The organism is Streptomyces sp. NPDC005281, assembly GCF_040607495.1.
Lineage (GTDB): Bacteria > Actinomycetota > Actinomycetes > Streptomycetales > Streptomycetaceae > Streptomyces.
Map to the genome: position 1 here is coordinate 52,641 of NZ_JBEXGX010000040.1, position 16,790 is coordinate 69,430.

The 16,790-nt window shown below is 68.9% G+C and carries 10 protein-coding genes and 1 pseudogene; 9 read left to right on the plus strand and 2 right to left on the minus strand.

Going from position 1 to position 16,790, the window contains the following annotated elements:
- Nucleotides 1-7: 7 nt before the first annotated feature.
- The 6 genes from mreD to ABZV42_RS36730 all read left to right on the plus strand — a co-directional run bounded on the left by mreD (nt 8) and on the right by ABZV42_RS36730 (nt 9,685).
- Nucleotides 8-682 carry a rod shape-determining protein MreD gene (gene mreD / locus ABZV42_RS36705; protein ID WP_355976630.1) on the plus strand — a complete coding sequence of 225 codons (675 nt, stop codon included), beginning with the start codon at nt 8-10 and terminating at the stop codon, nt 680-682.
- 140 nt (nt 683-822) lie between these two features.
- Nucleotides 823-3,081 carry a penicillin-binding protein 2 gene (mrdA, locus tag ABZV42_RS36710; protein ID WP_356055822.1) on the plus strand — a complete coding sequence of 753 codons (2,259 nt, stop codon included), beginning with the start codon at nt 823-825 and terminating at the stop codon, nt 3,079-3,081.
- Entirely contained in the window at nt 3,078-4,274 is a 1,197-nt protein-coding gene (gene rodA / locus ABZV42_RS36715) for a rod shape-determining protein RodA (RefSeq protein WP_355976626.1), read from the plus strand. Before mrdA ends, rodA begins: the two co-directional genes overlap by 4 nt.
- Nucleotides 4,275-4,416: 142 nt before the next feature.
- Nucleotides 4,417-6,009: a CYTH and CHAD domain-containing protein gene (locus ABZV42_RS36720; protein ID WP_356055824.1), complete on the plus strand. Its 1,593-nt coding sequence runs from the start codon at nt 4,417-4,419 to the stop codon at nt 6,007-6,009.
- Nucleotides 6,010-6,264: 255 nt separating this feature from the next.
- On the plus strand, nt 6,265-8,229 hold the full coding sequence (locus ABZV42_RS36725) for a TIGR03960 family B12-binding radical SAM protein (protein ID WP_355976622.1): 1,965 nt from the start codon (nt 6,265-6,267) through the stop codon (nt 8,227-8,229).
- 496 nt (nt 8,230-8,725) lie between these two features.
- Complete coding sequence (locus tag ABZV42_RS36730) at nt 8,726-9,685, plus strand: DUF4331 family protein (protein WP_356055826.1); 960 nt, start codon at nt 8,726-8,728, stop codon at nt 9,683-9,685.
- 85 nt (nt 9,686-9,770) lie between these two features.
- Here ABZV42_RS36730 and ABZV42_RS36735 read toward each other — a convergent pair whose 3' ends face one another.
- Complete coding sequence (locus ABZV42_RS36735) at nt 9,771-10,541, minus strand: crotonase/enoyl-CoA hydratase family protein (protein WP_355976619.1); 771 nt, start codon at nt 10,539-10,541, stop codon at nt 9,771-9,773.
- Between the two features lie 48 nt (nt 10,542-10,589).
- Nucleotides 10,590-11,798 (minus strand): cytochrome P450, encoded by a 1,209-nt coding sequence (locus ABZV42_RS36740; RefSeq protein WP_356055828.1) that lies wholly within the window; start codon nt 11,796-11,798, stop codon nt 10,590-10,592.
- 388 nt (nt 11,799-12,186) lie between these two features.
- On the opposite strand from ABZV42_RS36740, the gene ABZV42_RS36745 reads away from it, so the two are divergent.
- From ABZV42_RS36745 to ltrA, 3 genes and pseudogenes are all read left to right on the plus strand, one after another.
- A complete protein-coding gene (locus ABZV42_RS36745) occupies nt 12,187-13,653 on the plus strand; it encodes an APC family permease (protein ID WP_355976614.1) in 1,467 nt (488 codons plus the stop codon).
- 93 nt (nt 13,654-13,746) lie between these two features.
- Nucleotides 13,747-14,565, plus strand: a pseudogene (locus tag ABZV42_RS36750) (IS30 family transposase); the annotation flags it as partial.
- Nucleotides 14,566-15,244: 679 nt separating this feature from the next.
- Nucleotides 15,245-16,738 (plus strand): group II intron reverse transcriptase/maturase, encoded by a 1,494-nt coding sequence (ltrA, locus tag ABZV42_RS36755; protein WP_356055830.1) that lies wholly within the window; start codon nt 15,245-15,247, stop codon nt 16,736-16,738.
- Nucleotides 16,739-16,790 lie beyond the last annotated feature (52 nt).

Sequence of the window (16,790 nt, forward strand, 5' to 3'; positions counted from 1 at the left end):
GAATCCCATGCGTTTCAACCGGATGCTGCTCTCCGTCACCCTGGTGGTCGTCGCCCTGGTGATCCAGGTGAGCGTTCTCGCCCGACTCCATCTCCCGGGCGCCGTCCCCGACCTGGTGCTCCTGACCGTGCTCGCCCTCGCCCTGGTCTACGGCCATGTCGGCGGCGCGCTCATCGGCTTCGGCGCGGGTCTGCTCTCCGACCTCGCCCCGCCCTCCGACCACGCCGCCGGACGCTACGCCCTCGTGCTCTGCGTCGTCGGCTACCTCGCCGGACTGGCCAAGCCCGAGAACGGCCGGCTCAAATCGGCCACCGGCCCCATGGTCGTGGTCGTCGCCGCCGCGATCGGCTCAACCGTGCTCTACGCGGGCGTCGGCGCACTCGTCGGCGACACCGCCGCCCGCCACGTCGGGCTCAGCAGCCTGCTCACCACGGCCGCCCTCTACGACCTGCTGCTCGCGCCGTTCGTCGTCCCGGTGCTGATGGCACTGGCCCGGCGGGCCGAGAACGATCCGCTCGCCGACGGCGGTTCGGCGTCCAAGGGGGCCGACGTCGCGTCGGGCTGGCTGTCCTCCGGCGGCACCGGCCTGCGCATCGGCAGCCAGCGCGGCGGACTGCGCGCGAAGGCGGCCAAGGCACGGGTCGCCCGCGCCGGACGCATCAAGGGGGTCAAGCGGCTGTGACGACAGCGACCAGCGCCGTCCGGCGGACGGCACACGCGCCGCGCGGGGCACGGGACTTGACCGGCCGCGGTGTCGGGGCGCACAGGTTCGCCGTGTACTCGTATGACTCGTACACACACTGAGAGGGGGAGGCACCAGCAGTGACCAATATCCCGGAGACCGGCCGGACCCCACGGGTCCAGATCCGGCTCGTCGTCATCCAGATTCTCGTGCTCTCCCTCCTCGGCACCCTCGGCGGGCGTCTCTGGTTCCTCCAGATCCGCAACGGCGACCAGTACGCCAAGGAAGCCTCCGGAAACCACGTCCAGCAGGTCGTCCAGCCCGCCGTGCGCGGCTCGATCCTCGACGCGCGGGGCGTTCCCATCGCCGACAACGAGACCCGGCTCGTGGTCTCCGCCTCGCGCACGGACCTGCTGAAGATGGCGGACGACGGGAAGGCCGTCCTCACCAAGCTCGCCGGCGTGCTGGGCCTCAAGCCCGACGACGTCATCCAGAAGGTCCGCCTCTGCGACGCCAAGACGCCGCAGCCGTGCTGGAACGGCTCGCCCTACCAGCCGATCCCCATCACCGACAAGGCCACCGCGCGCCAGGCCCTCCAGATCCGCGAGCGCTCCGAGGACTTCCCCGGCATCACCGCCGAGCCGGAGGCGGTACGCCGGTACGCGGCCCCCGGCCAGGCCAACACCGCGCAGGTGCTCGGCTACCTCTCGCCCGTCACCGACGACGAGATCACCAAGGCCAAGGGCACCGACTCGCCCTACCTCCGCTCCGACCAGGTCGGCCGCTCCGGCCTGGAGCGCCAGTACGACAAGGCGCTGCGTGGCAAGGCCGGCGTCACCCGCTACGAGGTCGACAACCTCGGCCGCGTGATCGGCAAGGCCAAGAGCGACAAGGCCGAACCCGGCGCCAACCTCGTCACCAGCATCGACGCCCGCGTCCAGCGGGTCGCCGAGTACGAGCTGGACTACGCGATGAAGTTCGCCCGGACCCAGTTCGACAAGATCACCGGCGAGAACTACAAGGCCGACTCCGGCGCGGTCGTGGTGATGGAGGCCAAGACCGGCCGTGTCGTCGCCATGGCGTCCCAGCCGACGTACGACCCGAACGCCTGGGTCGGCGGTATCTCCGGCAAGGACTACGCCGCGCTCACCGGCAAGAAGTCCAACTACCCGCTGCTGAACCGGGCCACCCAGGGCCAGTCGGCGCCCGGTTCGACGTTCAAGGTGGTCTCCACCGCCGCCGCGGTCCAGGCCGGTTACGCCTTCGACGGCCACTACCCGTGCACCAGCTCGTACTCCGTCGGCAGTCAGGTCTTCAAGAACTTCGAGGGGGAGAGCTTCGGCCCCATCTCGCTCGGCCGGGCGCTGGAGGTCTCCTGCGACACCGTCTTCTACGGACTCGCCGACAACGAGTGGAAGAGGGACGGCGGCATCAACCCGAAGAAGACCCCCAAGGACTACTTCTACAAGACCGCCCACCAGTTCGGACTCGGCAAGCAGACCGGCATCGACCTCCCCAACGAGGTCTCCGGCCGTGTCCCGGACCGGCAGTGGAAGTTGAACTACTGGAAGGCCAACAAGGTCGCCTGGTGCAAGAGCGGCAAGAAGGGCGGCACCTACGTCCAGCGGATCGAGTACGAGAACTGCCTCGAAGGCAACAAGATGCGCGAGGGCGACTCGATCAACTACTCCATCGGACAGGGTGACACCCTCCTCACCCCGGTCCAGGAAGCCGCCATCTACTCCGCGGTCTCCAACGGCGGCACCCTGTACGCCCCGACCATCGGCAAGGCGATCGTCAGCGCCGACGGCAAGTCCGTCCAGGCGATCAAGCCGAAGGTCAACGGAAAGCTGCCGGTCAGCAAGGCGACACTCAAGGGCATGAACGAGGCCTTCGCGGGCGTCGTCACCCGCGGTACCGCCGCCTGGAAGTTCGGCGGCTGGCCGCAGGACAAGATTCCGCTGCACGCCAAGACCGGTACCGCCGAGGTCTACGGCAAGCAGACGACGTCCTGGCTCGCCACGTACTCCAAGGACTACACGATCATCATGACGATCTCCCAGGCCGGTACGGGTTCGGGAGCGTCGGGTGAGGCCGTGCGCAAGATCTACAACGCGCTCTACGGAGTCTCCGCCGACGGCGCCATCGACAAGAAGAAGGGCCTCCTGCCCACCCCGCAGAAGGGCCTGCCGAAGGTCCAGAGCGACGGCACGATCGACGCCCCCGCCATCTCCAAGGACCCGGCCAAGGACCAGCAGGCCAGCCAGGCACCCAAGGACGGCACCACGGACCCGAACCTGCCCGCCGGCACCACCGCCTCGCCCACCGCGGGCAACCGCGTCACCCGAAGGCGTACGGCCCGCCCGCCGAAGCAGCGGGGGAAGAGGATCCTGACATGACCGGAGCCAACAACTTCTCCGTCTCCGGGTACGGGCCCGAGCGCGCTGGCTGGACGCGTGTGTTCGCCCGTGACTCGCTCGCCCGCAGGCTCGACTGGCCGATACTGCTGTCGGCCGTCGCGCTCTCGCTGATCGGTTCGGCCCTCGTCTACTCGGCGACCCGCAACCGTACCGAGATCAACCAGGGCGACCCGTACTACTTCCTCATCCGGCATCTGATGAACACCGGCATCGGCATGGGCCTGATGATCGGCACGATCTGGCTCGGCCACCGCACCCTGCGCACGGCCGTACCGATCCTCTACGGGCTCTCGGTCTTCATGATCCTGCTGGTGCTGACCCCGCTCGGCGCCACGATCAACGGCCAGCGCAACTGGCTCGTCGCGGGCGGCCTCTCGCTCCAGCCGGCCGAGTTCATCAAGATCACGATCATCCTGGGCATGGCCATGCTGCTGGCCACACGGGTGGACGCGGGTGACAAGCAGTACCCCGACCACCGCACGGTCGTGCAGGCGCTGGGGCTCGCGGCCGTCCCCATGATGGTCGTGCTGCTCATGCCCGACCTCGGCACGATCATGGTCGCGGTCGTCATCGTGCTCGGTGTGCTGCTCTCGTCCGGCGCCTCCAACCGCTGGGTGTTCGGCCTCATCGGCGCGGGCGCCCTCGGCGCGGTCGCCGCCTGGCGGCTGCACGTCCTCGACGAGTACCAGATCAACCGCTTCGCGGCCTTCGCCAACCCCGACCTCGACCCGGCGGGCGTCGGCTACAACACCAACCAGGCCCGTATCGCCATCGGTTCCGGAGGCCTCTTCGGCACCGGCCTCGGCCACGGCTCACAGACGACCGGCCAGTTCGTGCCCGAGCAGCAGACCGACTTCGTCTTCACGGTCGCGGGCGAGGAACTGGGCTTCGTGGGCGCGGGCCTGATCCTGCTGCTCCTCGGCATCGTCCTGTGGCGCGCCTGCCGCATCGCCCGCGAGACGACCGAGCTGTACGGCACGATCGTCGCCGCCGGGATCATCGCCTGGTTCGCGTTCCAGGCCTTCGAGAACATCGGCATGACCCTGGGGATCATGCCGGTCGCCGGTCTGCCACTCCCGTTCGTGTCCTATGGAGGATCCTCCATGTTCGCGGTCTGGGTCGCGATCGGCCTCCTCCAGTCGATCAGAGTGCAGCGCCCGATGTCGGCCTAGCGACTCCCCGTCGGACGGACGCCGGGTGGCGCCTCGGAGAACACGAGGTGACACCCGGCCCAACGGGAAAAAGGGCGCCTCCGGCCAAGCCGGGGCCGATTGGGTACTGCCCAGCGCCCGCAAACGCGTCTAGATTCGGTTCATGGCGGACACGAAGCGCGAGATCGAGCGCAAGTACGAAGGTCCCGCGGCCGACGGCGATACCGGGATGCCGGATCTGAGCGGCGTCCCGGGCGTCGCGGGCGTCGTCGACAAGGGCGTCGCCGAACTCGACGCCACCTACTTCGACACGCCCGACCAGCGCCTCGCCGCCGCCTCGCTCACCCTGCGCCGCCGCACCGGTGGCGACGACGCCGGCTGGCACCTGAAACTCCCCGTCTCCGAGGGCGTGCGCGACGAGATCCAGGCCCCCCTCTCCGACACCGTGCCCCGCGCGATCGCGGGCCTCGTCCGCTCCCGCGTACGCGACGCCGAACTCGTCCCCCTCGTACGCCTGCGGTCGGCCCGTGACATCCGCCACCTCGTCGACGACTCCGGTGCCCTGCTCGCCGAGGTCAGCCTCGACCGCGTCCGCGCGGACCGCCTCGGGGGAGGCAAGGGCAGCGCCGAATGGACCGAGCTCGAGGTGGAACTCGCCGACGACGGCGACCCCGCCTTCCTCGACAAGGTCGAGAAGAAACTCCGCAAGGCCGGCCTGAGCCGCTCCGCCTCGTCCTCCAAGCTGGCGAAGGCGCTGGGCGTGACCGGCGAGCGCGCCGGGAAACCGGGCGGGAAGCACGCCGGCAAGCCCGTCTCCGAGAAGTCCGTCTCCGGGAAGCCAGTCCCCGCGAGGACCGTCCCCGCGAGGCCCGCCCCGGAGGAGCCCGTCACCGCGGGCGACCACGTCCTCGCCTACCTCCGCGCCCAGTACGACGCCATCGTCGAACTCGATCCCGCGGTCCGCCGTGACCTCCCCGACTCCGTGCACAGCATGCGCGTCGCCACCCGCCGGATGCGCAGCACCTTCCGCTCGTACGGCAAGATCCTCGACCGCGCCGTCACCGACCCGATCGGCGACGAGCTGAAATGGCTGGCCGGCGAGCTCGGCGTCGACCGCGACCAGGAAGTCCTCACCAAGCGCCTCACCGAGTCCCTCGGCCGGCTGCCCCGCACCCTGCTCTCCGGACCCGTCCGCACCAGGCTGCGCACCTGGGCGCACGCCCGCCACGGCGGCTCCCGGCGCCGCCTCATCGCCGTCCTGGACGGAAAGCGGTACATGGCGCTGCTGACCCGGCTCGACGAGCTCGTGACCGACCCGCCGCTGCTCAAGACGGCCGGGGGCGACCCCGGAAAGGTGATCGCGAAGGCCGTCCGCAAGGACTTCGGGAAGGTCTCCGACCTCGTCGTGCAGGCCCTCGACCGACCGCCGGGCGCCGACCGCGACCACGCGATGCACGAAGCCCGCAAGAAGGCCAAGCGCACCCGCTACGCCGCCGAGGCCGCATCCCCGGCCCTGGGCGGACCGGCCGCCGGGCTGGTCAAGTCGATGAAGTCGCTCCAGAGCCTGCTCGGGGACCACCAGGACAGCGTGATGACCCGGGACGCACTGCGGGAACTCGCGGCCCTGGCCCACGCGGCGGGGGAGAGCTCGTTCACCTACGGGGTGCTCTACGGCCGCGAGGAGCAGCGCGCCGCCGCGGCCGAGGCGGCTCTGCCGGGTGCCTGGGAGACGATCGAGGCGCAGACGGCGGTGTGAGACGGGTGCGGGCCTGGGCGGGGCCGGAGGCGGGGGCTGGAAGGTGAGCCGGGGCCGGGGCCCTAACCGCCCTACGGCTCCGGCTGGCGGTTCCGAGCACAGGTCGGAAGGCGGTTCTGAGCCCGGGCCGGGAGGCGGTCCGGAGCCGAGGGCCGGGAGTGGTCCTGGGCCCGGTGTTCTTCCGGCGGTGCGGCGGGCCGCTCCGGTCGCGTTACGCTAGATGGTCACCCCCATCAGCTCACGAAGGTTCGCGAGATGCCTGCCGAAACCGCCGTGTCGGTCTTCCCACAGCTCGAAGCTCTGCTCCCGCATGTGCAGAAGCCGATCCAGTACGTCGGCGGAGAGCTCAATTCCACGGTCAAGCCCTGGGACGCCTGTGACGTCCGCTGGGCGCTCATGTACCCCGACGCCTACGAGGTCGGCCTGCCCAACCAGGGCGTCATGATCCTCTACGAGGTGCTGAACGAGCGCGAGGGCGTTCTCGCCGAGCGCACGTACAGCGTCTGGCCGGACCTCGAGGAACTGATGCGCGAGCACCGGGTCCCGCAGTTCACCGTGGACAGCCACCGCCCGGTGAAGGCCTTCGACGTGTTCGGCCTGTCCTTCTCCACGGAGCTGGGCTACACGAACATGCTCACGGCCCTGGACCTGGCCGGGATTCCCCTGGAGTCGAAGAACCGCACGCTCGAGGACCCGATCGTCCTCGCGGGCGGCCACGCGGCCTTCAACCCCGAGCCCATCGCCGACTTCATCGACGCGGCGATCATCGGCGACGGCGAGCAGGCCGTGCTCGACATGACGGAGATCATCCGCGCCTGGAAGGCGGAGGGCCGTCCTGGAGGCCGCGAAGAGGTCCTCTTCCGCCTGGCGAAGACCGGCAACGTCTACATCCCGGCCTTCTACGACGTCGAGTACCTTCCCGACGGCCGGATCGCCCGCGTGGTCCCGAACAAGTCGGGTGTGCCGTGGCGCGTGTCCAAGCACACGGTCATGGACCTCGACGAGTGGCCCTACCCCAAGCAGCCCCTGGTCCCGCTGGCCGAGACGGTCCACGAGCGGATGTCGGTGGAGATCTTCCGCGGCTGCACGCGCGGCTGCCGCTTCTGCCAGGCGGGCATGATCACCCGCCCGGTGCGCGAGCGCTCGATCACGGGCATCGGCGAGATGGTGGAGAAGGGCCTGAAGGCGACCGGCTTCGAGGAGGTGGGCCTGCTGTCCCTCTCCTCGGCCGACCACTCGGAGATCGGCGACATCGCCAAGGGCCTGGCCGACCGGTACGAGGAGGACAAGATCGGTCTGTCCCTTCCCTCCACCCGCGTGGACGCCTTCAACGTCGACCTGGCCAACGAGCTGACCCGCAACGGCCGCCGCTCTGGCCTGACGTTCGCCCCCGAGGGCGGCTCCGAGCGCATGCGCAAGGTCATCAACAAGATGGTCTCGGAGGAGGACCTCATCCGGACCGTCTCCACCGCCTACGGCAATGGCTGGCGCCAAGTGAAGCTGTACTTCATGTGCGGCCTGCCGACGGAGACGGACGACGACGTCATGCAGATCGCCGACATGGCGATGAACGTGATCGCCGAGGGCCGCAAGGTCTCGGGCCAGAACGACATCCGCTGCACGGTGTCCATCGGCGGCTTCGTCCCCAAGCCGCACACCCCCTTCCAGTGGGCGCCGCAGCTGTCCGCCGAGGACACGGACGCCCGCCTCACGAAGCTCCGCGACAAGATCCGCGGCGACAAGAAGTACGGCCGCTCGATCGGCTTCCGCTACCACGACGGCAAGCCGGGCATCGTCGAGGGCCTGCTGTCCCGCGGCGACCGGCGCATCGGCTCCGTCATCCGCGCCGTCTACGAGGACGGCGGCCGCTTCGACGGCTGGCGCGAGCACTTCTCGTACGACCGCTGGATGAGCTGCGCCGACAAGACGCTCCCCGACTTCGGTGTGGACGTCGACTGGTACACCACCCGCGAGCGCACCTACGAGGAGGTCCTCCCCTGGGACCACCTGGACTCGGGCCTCGACAAGGACTGGCTCTGGGAGGACTGGCAGGACTCCCTCGACGAAACCGAGGTCGAGGACTGCCGCTGGACTCCTTGCTTCGACTGCGGGGTGTGCCCGCAGATGGACACCTCCATCCAAATCGGCCCGACGGGCAAGAAGTTGCTGCCGCTGACGGTCAAGAACGCCGAGCCGGCTCCGAGCGGGCACGCCCACTGAGGGTGAGGGGGGCGCTCGATCGGGTGGGTGAGGTGTCGGCGGGGGTGAGGTGCCACGTACTCAGGCAGTCCGTCCGTCCCCGCTCCAACGCGCGGGAAGAGCATTGCTCGGCCGCGCGGCAGTCCTGGTAGCGCTCGTGGTCGGAGGGCAGCCACCAGGAGAACACCGAGTAACTGGCCGCCGCCGATGTCAGGGACAGCAGGATCAGCAGCAGCCCCGTGAACCGCGCCCGACCCGGCGACCGTCTGCCGGCACCGTCCTTGCCCGGCGGTCTGCCCGTGCTGTGAGCCCTCGCCCGGGCTGTTGTCATCGCGTACCCCCTCCGCCTGAGCTTCCATCAGCCCGAGACGGGATTGCACCCGGGCCGCACGGCAGTCCGGGGAGGTGGCCGGCTGCCGTACCCCGGCAAACTCGGCGTGCCGAGGTGGGGCAGCCGTGATCTCCTGATGCTGCCCGGGCGGTGTCAGGGGGGTCACGTGCTTACCGAGAGGCCACCATGTCGCACCACCTCAGCGGACCCAATCTGCGCTCACCCAAGGACGACGCACGGCTCGACCTCACGGACGTGTTCGTCTTCCCCGCGACGGAGAGCGGGCGCACTGTCCTGATCATGAACGTCAACCCGTTCGCTCCGACCCAGGGTGATGCGTTCCATCCGGACGCCGTGTACCGGATCAACGTGGACACCGACGGAGACAATGTCGCCGACCTGGCCTACAGCTTCGTCTTCTCGGTGCCCTCGGGCGGCCGGCAGACGGTCACCGTCCACCGCGCGGTGGGGGACGCCGCCCGGAACCACGAACACGGTGGTGAGGCCGTCATCTCTGAGGCCGCCGTCGCCTTCGGGGCAGATCCCGACATCGTGGCGAGCGGCGGCTACCGCTTCTCCGCCGGGCTGCGCAGCGACCCCTTCTTCGCTGATCTGGACGGCATCGTCGACAACTTCAAGTGGACCGGCAACGACTTCGGGATCGACAAGAACGTCTTCGGGATCGTGCTGGAGGTGCCCGACGCCGAACTCGGTGACGGGCCGATCGGCGTATGGGCGCGCGTCAGTCTCCGGCAGAACGGTCGTCTGACGTCCGTCGACCGCGGAGCCCATCCCTCTCTGACGGCGTACTTCAACGCCGAGGACGCCAAGGAGAAGTACAACGAGGGCGAGCCCGCCGACGACTGGGACACCTACCTGGAGCCGTGGAGCGCCGTCCTCGCCCACACCGGCGACTACAGCCCGGCGGAGGCGGAGAAGACACTTCGCACCGTCCTTCCGGACGTGCTGCGCTACGACCGCACCGGGCCGGCTGCCTACCCCAACGGGCGCACGCTCACCGACGACGTCACCTCCGCACGGCTCGCCATGGTCTCGGGAGGCAAGATCACGGACGACCACATCGGCCCGCACACCGACCTGTTGTCGGAGTTTCCCCACCTCGGCCCCCCGCACCCCGTCTCCTGACGCCGCACGGCACGCGATCACGTCCTCGCCCGTCCGTGCCCAGGGTGTCCTCCCGGACGCCGTCGAAGCCGCGGTGTCCGCGTTCTCACCGGTGCCAGGCCGGTGGGCGTTTCTCGGTGAACGCCTGGGCGCCCTCGGTCGCGGCGGCAGTCGCGAAGACGGGCGTGCTGAGAGGGTCCTGGACGCTGTAGGCGGTGAGATCGTCGAGACCGCGGGTGTCGCGGACGATTCGCTTCGTGACGAGGACGGCGTCGCGGGACTGGGCCCGGACGCGGTCGGCCAGATCGAGGGCTGCCTGGAGGGCCTCGCCTTCGCGGGTGAGCTCGTTGACGAGTCCGTGGCGAGCCGCGTCCCCGGCGGGCAGCGGAGCGGCGGTCAGGAGCATCTCCATGGCCAGGTGGTAGGGCAGGCGGCCGGGGAGGCGGATGGCTCCGCCTTCCGCGGCGACGAGGCCGCGTGAGACCTCGGGCAGCGCGAAGAACGCGGTGTCGGCGGCGGTGATGAGGTCGCAGGCGAGGGCCAGTTCGAAGCCGCCGGCGACTGCCGCGCCCTCGACGGCGGCGATGAGCGGTTTGCGCAGACGGGCCCGGGTCAGCCCCGCGAGCCCCCGGTCGGCGACGGCAGGTACGCCTTCGGCCGGGAAGGCCTTGAGGTCCATGCCCGAGCAGAAGTGGCTGCCCGAGCCGGTCAGGATGCCGACGGTCAGGGCGGGGTCGGTCTCCAGCCGGATGAGGGCCGCGTCCACGGCGCCGGCCAGCGACCGGTCGACGGCGTTGCGGACAAGGGGCCTGTTGAGGGTGATGAGCAGGACGCCGGGGCGCGGTTCCGTCACCAGTGCGGGGTCTTGGCTGTCCATCCGGTGTGCTCCAGGTCGGGGGTGTTCTGGCGGAGTGGGCGGGAGCGGTCAGTGCCGTACGACGGGCAGTGCGGCGAGTCCGCGCATCACCCGGGCCGGCCGCCAGTGGAGTTCGTCGGCGGGCTTGGCCAGCGCCACCGGACCGAGGCGTTCGAGCAGCAGGGGGAAGGCGACGGCGCCTTCGAGGCGCGCGAGGGCGGCGCCGATACAGAAGTGGGGTCCGTAGCCGAAGGCGAGGTGGTCGTTGGGGGTTCGGCCCAGATCGAGCCGGTCCGCCTCCGGGAAGCGGGCCTCGTCCCGGTTCGCCGAGCCGATCAGGAGGCTGACGATGTCTCCCTCGCCGATCAGCTGCCCGTGGAGACTGATCGGTTCGGCGGCGCACCGGAACGTCGCGTCCCGCACCGGGGAGTCGTAGCGCAGCAGCTCTTCGACCGCGGTGGTGACCAGGTCCGGTCCGGCCTGCGGTCCGGTGAGCCTGGTGGCCTCACCGGGGTTGCAGAGCAGCGCGAGCATGCCGTTGCCGATGAGGTTCATGGTCGTGTCGTGTCCCACCAGCAGCAGGAGATAGGCGGTGGAGCGCAGTTCCTCCTCGCTCATCGCCCCGCTCTCGTCACTGGCCCGCACCAGAGCGCCCAGCAGGTCCACCGCGCTGCGCTCGCCGGCAGCGCGTTTCCCGGCGATCAGGACGTCCAGCAGGGCATGGAGATCGCCTTCCACCCGGGCGGGGTTCAGGCCCGGAGCGGGGGCGATGGTCGCCATCAGGGTGTCTCGGGTCGTCGCGTTGTCCAGCTCCTCCGGGACGCCGAGGATCGCGCAGATCATCCGGAAGGTCAGCGGCGCCGCGAAAGCCGCGATCACATCCACGTGGGTGAGCTGCTCGATGCGGTCCAGCAGCCGGTTCGCGGTGTCCGCGACGAAGGGCTCCAGTTGTGCCACGCGGCGAGGTACGAACGCCGCGTTCACCAGGGTGCGCAGGCGGGTGTGGTCCGGGGGATCGGCGTGAACGAGGTGCCGGTTCAGCCCGGCGGGCCCCGCGACGTAGCCGGGCACCCTGCCAGGGTCCTTGCTCAGCCGCCCGTCGCTCAGCAGCGCGCGTACGTCGTCGTAGCGGGAGATCTGCCACATGGTGGGTCGTCCGGGTCGGCGGTCCCGGTGCGCGGGCGCGTGTCGGCGCAGCCAGGCGAAGTAGGCGTAGGGGTCCTGCACGCGCGTGGCCAGGAGGCCTGCGGGCGGGGACGGTACGGCGGGAGCGGGCACTGGAGCTCCGGGGTCGAAAACCGGCACGGACGCCGCACTAACGACCAAGGACGAGCAAAGATGCGGAACTTCTGATTCCACATCGCGGGCCGGGCCCGGCGGACCAGATCGTCCGGGACGGGCTACGAGTGGAACCGGATCATCGGGGATCGGGGCCAGTGTGAAGAGTGGTGATTGGTGAGTGGTGATTGGTGAGTGGTGATTGGTGGATGACGGATGACGGGTGGCGAGTGATGGGTGATGGGGAGTGATCTTCGAGGTGCGTGGGTGCTGTGCGTATGTCATAGATGGGCGAGAAACGTCTTGATATGACGTCGGTGTCCCGGCCGTCGGGGCCGGCGTGAGGGTGTCGGCCGGGCGGCCGGTGTGACGGAAGGCGGGTGCCGAGATGGTGGAGGCTTCGCCGGGCTCCGAGGAAACCGAGGAGGCCGAGGACTCCGCCGCACTCGGAGGCTATCGGCCGGAGCTGAAACGGACGCTCGGCTCCTTCCAGGTGTTCGCGATCTCGTTCGCGTTCATCTCGGTGGCGGTCGGCATCTTCTCGACCTACGACGACGTGTTGCAGAACGCGGGCCCGGTGGGGATCTGGCTGTGGGCCGTCGCCACGGTGGGGCAGGTGCTGGTGGCGCTGGTGGTGGCGCAGCTCGCGGGGCGTATCGCGCTCAGCGGGTCCTCGTACCAGTGGGCCTCACGGCTGGCGAACCCGAAGGTCGGGTGGGGGTTCGGCTGGCTGACCTTCTGCTACCTGGCGATCGCGGTCGCGGCGATCGCCAACGCGCTCGTGAGCCAGGCGTTCATGCCGCTCGTCGGTATGAAGCCGGACGAGGGGACCGCCCGTCTGATCACCCTCGCGGTCCTGCTGATCCAGACCGTGCTCGTCGTGGCCTCGACACGCCTTGTCAGCCTGATCAACTCGAGCGCGGTGGGGCTCGAACTGGTGCTGGTCGTGGCGGTGGCGCTCGCCCTCGCCGTCGTGGTCCTGGTCACCGGCCGCGGCTCCATCGGGAACCTCACCTCACGCGGCGTCACGGTGCACGCGGCCCACTACTTCGACATCGGGGGCGGGCTGATGATCGCGATGATCATGGGTCTGGCCACGCTCGTCGGCTTCGACTCCGCGGCGAACCTGGCCGAGGAGGCCAAGGACCCCTTCCGCAGCATCCCGCGAGCGATCGTGGGATCCGTCGTGGCCGCCGGGGTGCTCGGGATGGCGTTCCTGATCTGTCTCACGGTGGCGATCGAGGACATCCCGGGGGTCACCGCGAGCGAGTCACCGGTCGCGGCGATCATGCGTGAGCAGCTGGGGCCGGAGATGGAGAAGGTGCTCCTGGCGGCTGTCGCCATCGCGTTCTTCGGCGCCGGGACGGTGGTGCTGGCCTCGTGCTCGCGGATCGTCTTCGCGATGGCGCGCGACGGGCGGTTCCCGGCCCATCAGTTGATGCGCCGGGTCAACCCGCGTACACGGACGCCGATCCCCGCGACGGTCCTGATCTTCGTCGTGGGGATCGCCCTGATGGTCGCACTGCCGGGCGACGCGCTGCTCCAGCTGATCACGGCGAGCACGATCATTCCGGCGCTCGTCTACGGCGCGACGATCGTCCTGTACCTCGTGGTGCGCCGTCGGTTGGACCGCAACAAGGGTGCCTTCGACCTCGGACGGTTCGAACTGCCGGTCGCGATCTGCGCTCTGGTGTGGACGGTGGCGTCCCTGGTCATGCTGGTCTCGCCGTCGGAGGCGCTGGTGCCCTCGCTGATCGTCATGGGCCTGATCGTCGTGGGCGGGGTGTTCTTCGCCGGCCTGCTGCTGTTCAACCGCCAGGCGTTGGAGACCGAGCCGGGGATGCCGATGTCCTAGAGCGCGGACGTGGTGCAGCCCACCGCCCCTCGAAGCCCCTTCCCCGCTTCAGTTCAAGAGGTCGTTGCAACACCCCGCTCGTAGGGAGTTGCAGTGGACTTCGAGATCCGGGAGGACCGGAGGCCGCAGGGCCCTCGGAAGCTACTGAAGGAGCGTGAGCTCTACCTTTCCCTTGTGGATCAAGGGATGGGGAACGCGCAGGCGTGCCGGATCGTGGGAGTGCACGAGCGGACCGGCAGGGATTGGCGTTACGGACGGCCGGAGGGTCGTGCGAAGAGGCCGCGACCGCGGGCGAAGGATGCGCCGGCGGTCGCGGTCCTTGGTGTCAGAGCACCCAGGACCCGCCTGATCGAGGTCCGTGGCGACTCGCGTTACCTCGGTGAGGATGAGCGGATACACATCGCCGACCGTTTGCGGGAGAAGGCGACTGTCCGTGCGATCGCGGTCGAGCTGGGCCGCAGCCCGTCGACCGTCAGCCGGGAGATTCGCCGCAACCGGCATCCTGTGAACGGCCAGTACCGGCCGCACGCGGCCCACGCCCGGGCCAGAGCCCGCCGTCCGCGCCCCAAGGGCGGGAAGATCGCGGTGTCTCTGCTGCTGCGTGACACCATCCAGGCATGGCTGGGGCTGAAGTGGAGTCCTGAGCAGATCAGCCGGAGCCTGCGCCTGCACTTCCCCGACCAGCCGGAGATGCACGTGTCGCACGAGACGATCTACCAGGCCCTCTACGTCCAAGGCCGGGGCGAGTTGCGCCGCGAACTCACCAAGGCCCTGCGCACCGGCCGCACCCTCCGCAAGCCTCAACGCCGTCCCGACCAGCGGATCCCGCGCTATCCGGCACCGATGGTGATGATCAGCGACCGGCCGGCCGAGGCCGAGGACCGGGCCGTTCCCGGCCACTGGGAGGGAGACCGTGCGACACGAAGTTGCACGAATTTGAGTGGACTGACCGATTGGAGAGGCAGTTGATGAAGCTGTAGGTGCAGTCACGGGTTCGTGTCCGTAAGACCCGTCCCCGCCCTTGACGTGCGACGCCGGTAACGGCGTGGTGCGAAGCTCAGGGGAAAGCCCAAGGACTTCCGTTCCATCCGGGAGTTACCGGCAAGGGGAAGACCGGACGGGTGAAGGACATGAACTCCCGATGATGCCTCGTGATCCCAAGCCCCGCCGATGGAATGCGTGAGTGGGGTGCATGGCTAGCCGTTGAGAAGCGGCAGGCGCTGGCTGGTAGAGGTCACTCCGGCCAGGTGGACACCGCCGCCTCGGGGTAAAGGGAGCACCCACCCCGGTCGTATCTCATTCGTGTGAAACGTGGAAACCCCGTTGGAGTCCGGGCCACTCTGGCTCGGTCAGCCGACCGCGAGGAAAGCTCAACTCCCCAGCGGGAACAGGACGGCCCAAGAAGCCAATGCCGGAAGCCGAAAGGAATCGGGAACCCGGGGCAGACGATCGGACTCTCCGCCGGTCGCCCCGCACAACCGTCCGGATACGGGTGAACTGCCCGGACCCGAAAGGGTGCTGACGTGGGCCGGGTGAGCCTGTGCAGAATCACTGAACGACGACGACGGAACCGAGGGACAAGTTGGACACCATGCAGATAGCGGACGGACCGGCCCCGGCCCTTCCGGCCGCTTCTGTTCCGGTGAACGGACCCGAGGGCGAAGAATTGAACTGGGCGTCGATTGACTGGCGGCGAGTCGAGGAAGACGTACGGCGTCTGCGGAAGAGAATCTTCACGGCATCGCAGGCAGGGGATCTGAAGAAGGTCCGCAATTTGCAGAAGCTGATGCTCCGTTCCCGCTCCAACACGCTCCTCAGCGTGCGACGGGTCACGGAGATCAATGCTGGACGCGTGACGGCGGGAGTCGACGGAAAGGTGGTGCTGCTTTCCCAGTCCAAGGCCGCATTGGCCCACTGGGTTCATCACCGTGCCCGACCGTGGATTCCCAAGCCCGTCAAGCGGGTGTTCATCCCCAAACCGGGGACCATGAAGAAGCGCGGACTCGGGATTCCCGTGATTGTTGACCGGTGCCTGCAAGCTGTGGCATTGGGAGCACTGGAGCCCGAGTGGGAAGCGCGGTTCGAGCCAAAGTCGTACGGCTTCCGGCCCGGCCGCGGCTGTCACGACGCGATCGGGGCCATCTACGCCACGCTCAACGGGAAGAACCCGCAGCGTGCGTGGGTACTCGACGCGGACCTGACGGCGGCGTTCGACCGCATCGACCACGACCGGCTCATGGCCGCTCTCGGCACCTTCCCCGCCCGGGGTCTGGTCCGGCAGTGGCTCAAGGCTGGGGTTGTCGATCGCGGCCGGTTCGCCCCGACCGAGGAGGGAACTCCGCAGGGCGGGGTGATCAGCCCGTTGCTCTTCAACGTGGCCCTGCACGGAATGGAGGAGGCCGCAGGGGTCCGCTATTACACCACCGGCAGAGATGCCGGGAGTGCCCAAAGCGGCAGCCCCGTGCTGGTTCGATACGCAGATGATTTCGTCGCGATGTGCACCAGCCGTGAACAGGCCGAGCAGGTCAAGGAACGGCTGGCTGCATGGCTGACGCCCAGGGGACTCGCCTTCCACGAGGACAAGACACGCATCGTCCACGCGGAGAGCGGATTCGACTTCCTGGGATTCAACGTCCGCCGCTATCACGGAAAACTGCTGATCAAGCCGAGCAAAGCGGCTCAGAGACGGATACGGGAACGGCTCAGCACCGAAATGGTGGCCCTGCGAGGGGCCAACGCCGGTGTGGTACTCAAGAAAATCAACCCGATCGTTCGGGGCTGGTCGGCCTACTATCGGACGGTGGTGTCCAGCGAGATCTTCACCGCGCTGGACAATCACATGTGGAAGCTCGCTTACAAGTGGGCCAAACACAGCCACTCGAACAAGCCGAAGCACTGGATATCCGACAAGTACTTCGGCCGGTTCAACAGGTCCAGGAACGACCGTTGGGTGTTCGGTGACCGCTACAGCGGCGCCTACCTCCTCAAGTTCTCCTGGACGAAGATAGTCCGACACCAACTGGTCAAGGGGAAGGCGTCCCCGTACTACAGCCGTGGCTCGTGTCCGTGTCCGGTGTCCGTGTGATGCGTTGTCCTGTCCGTGAGTACGGAGCGGGCTGTGCAGGTCTGGGCGGGCT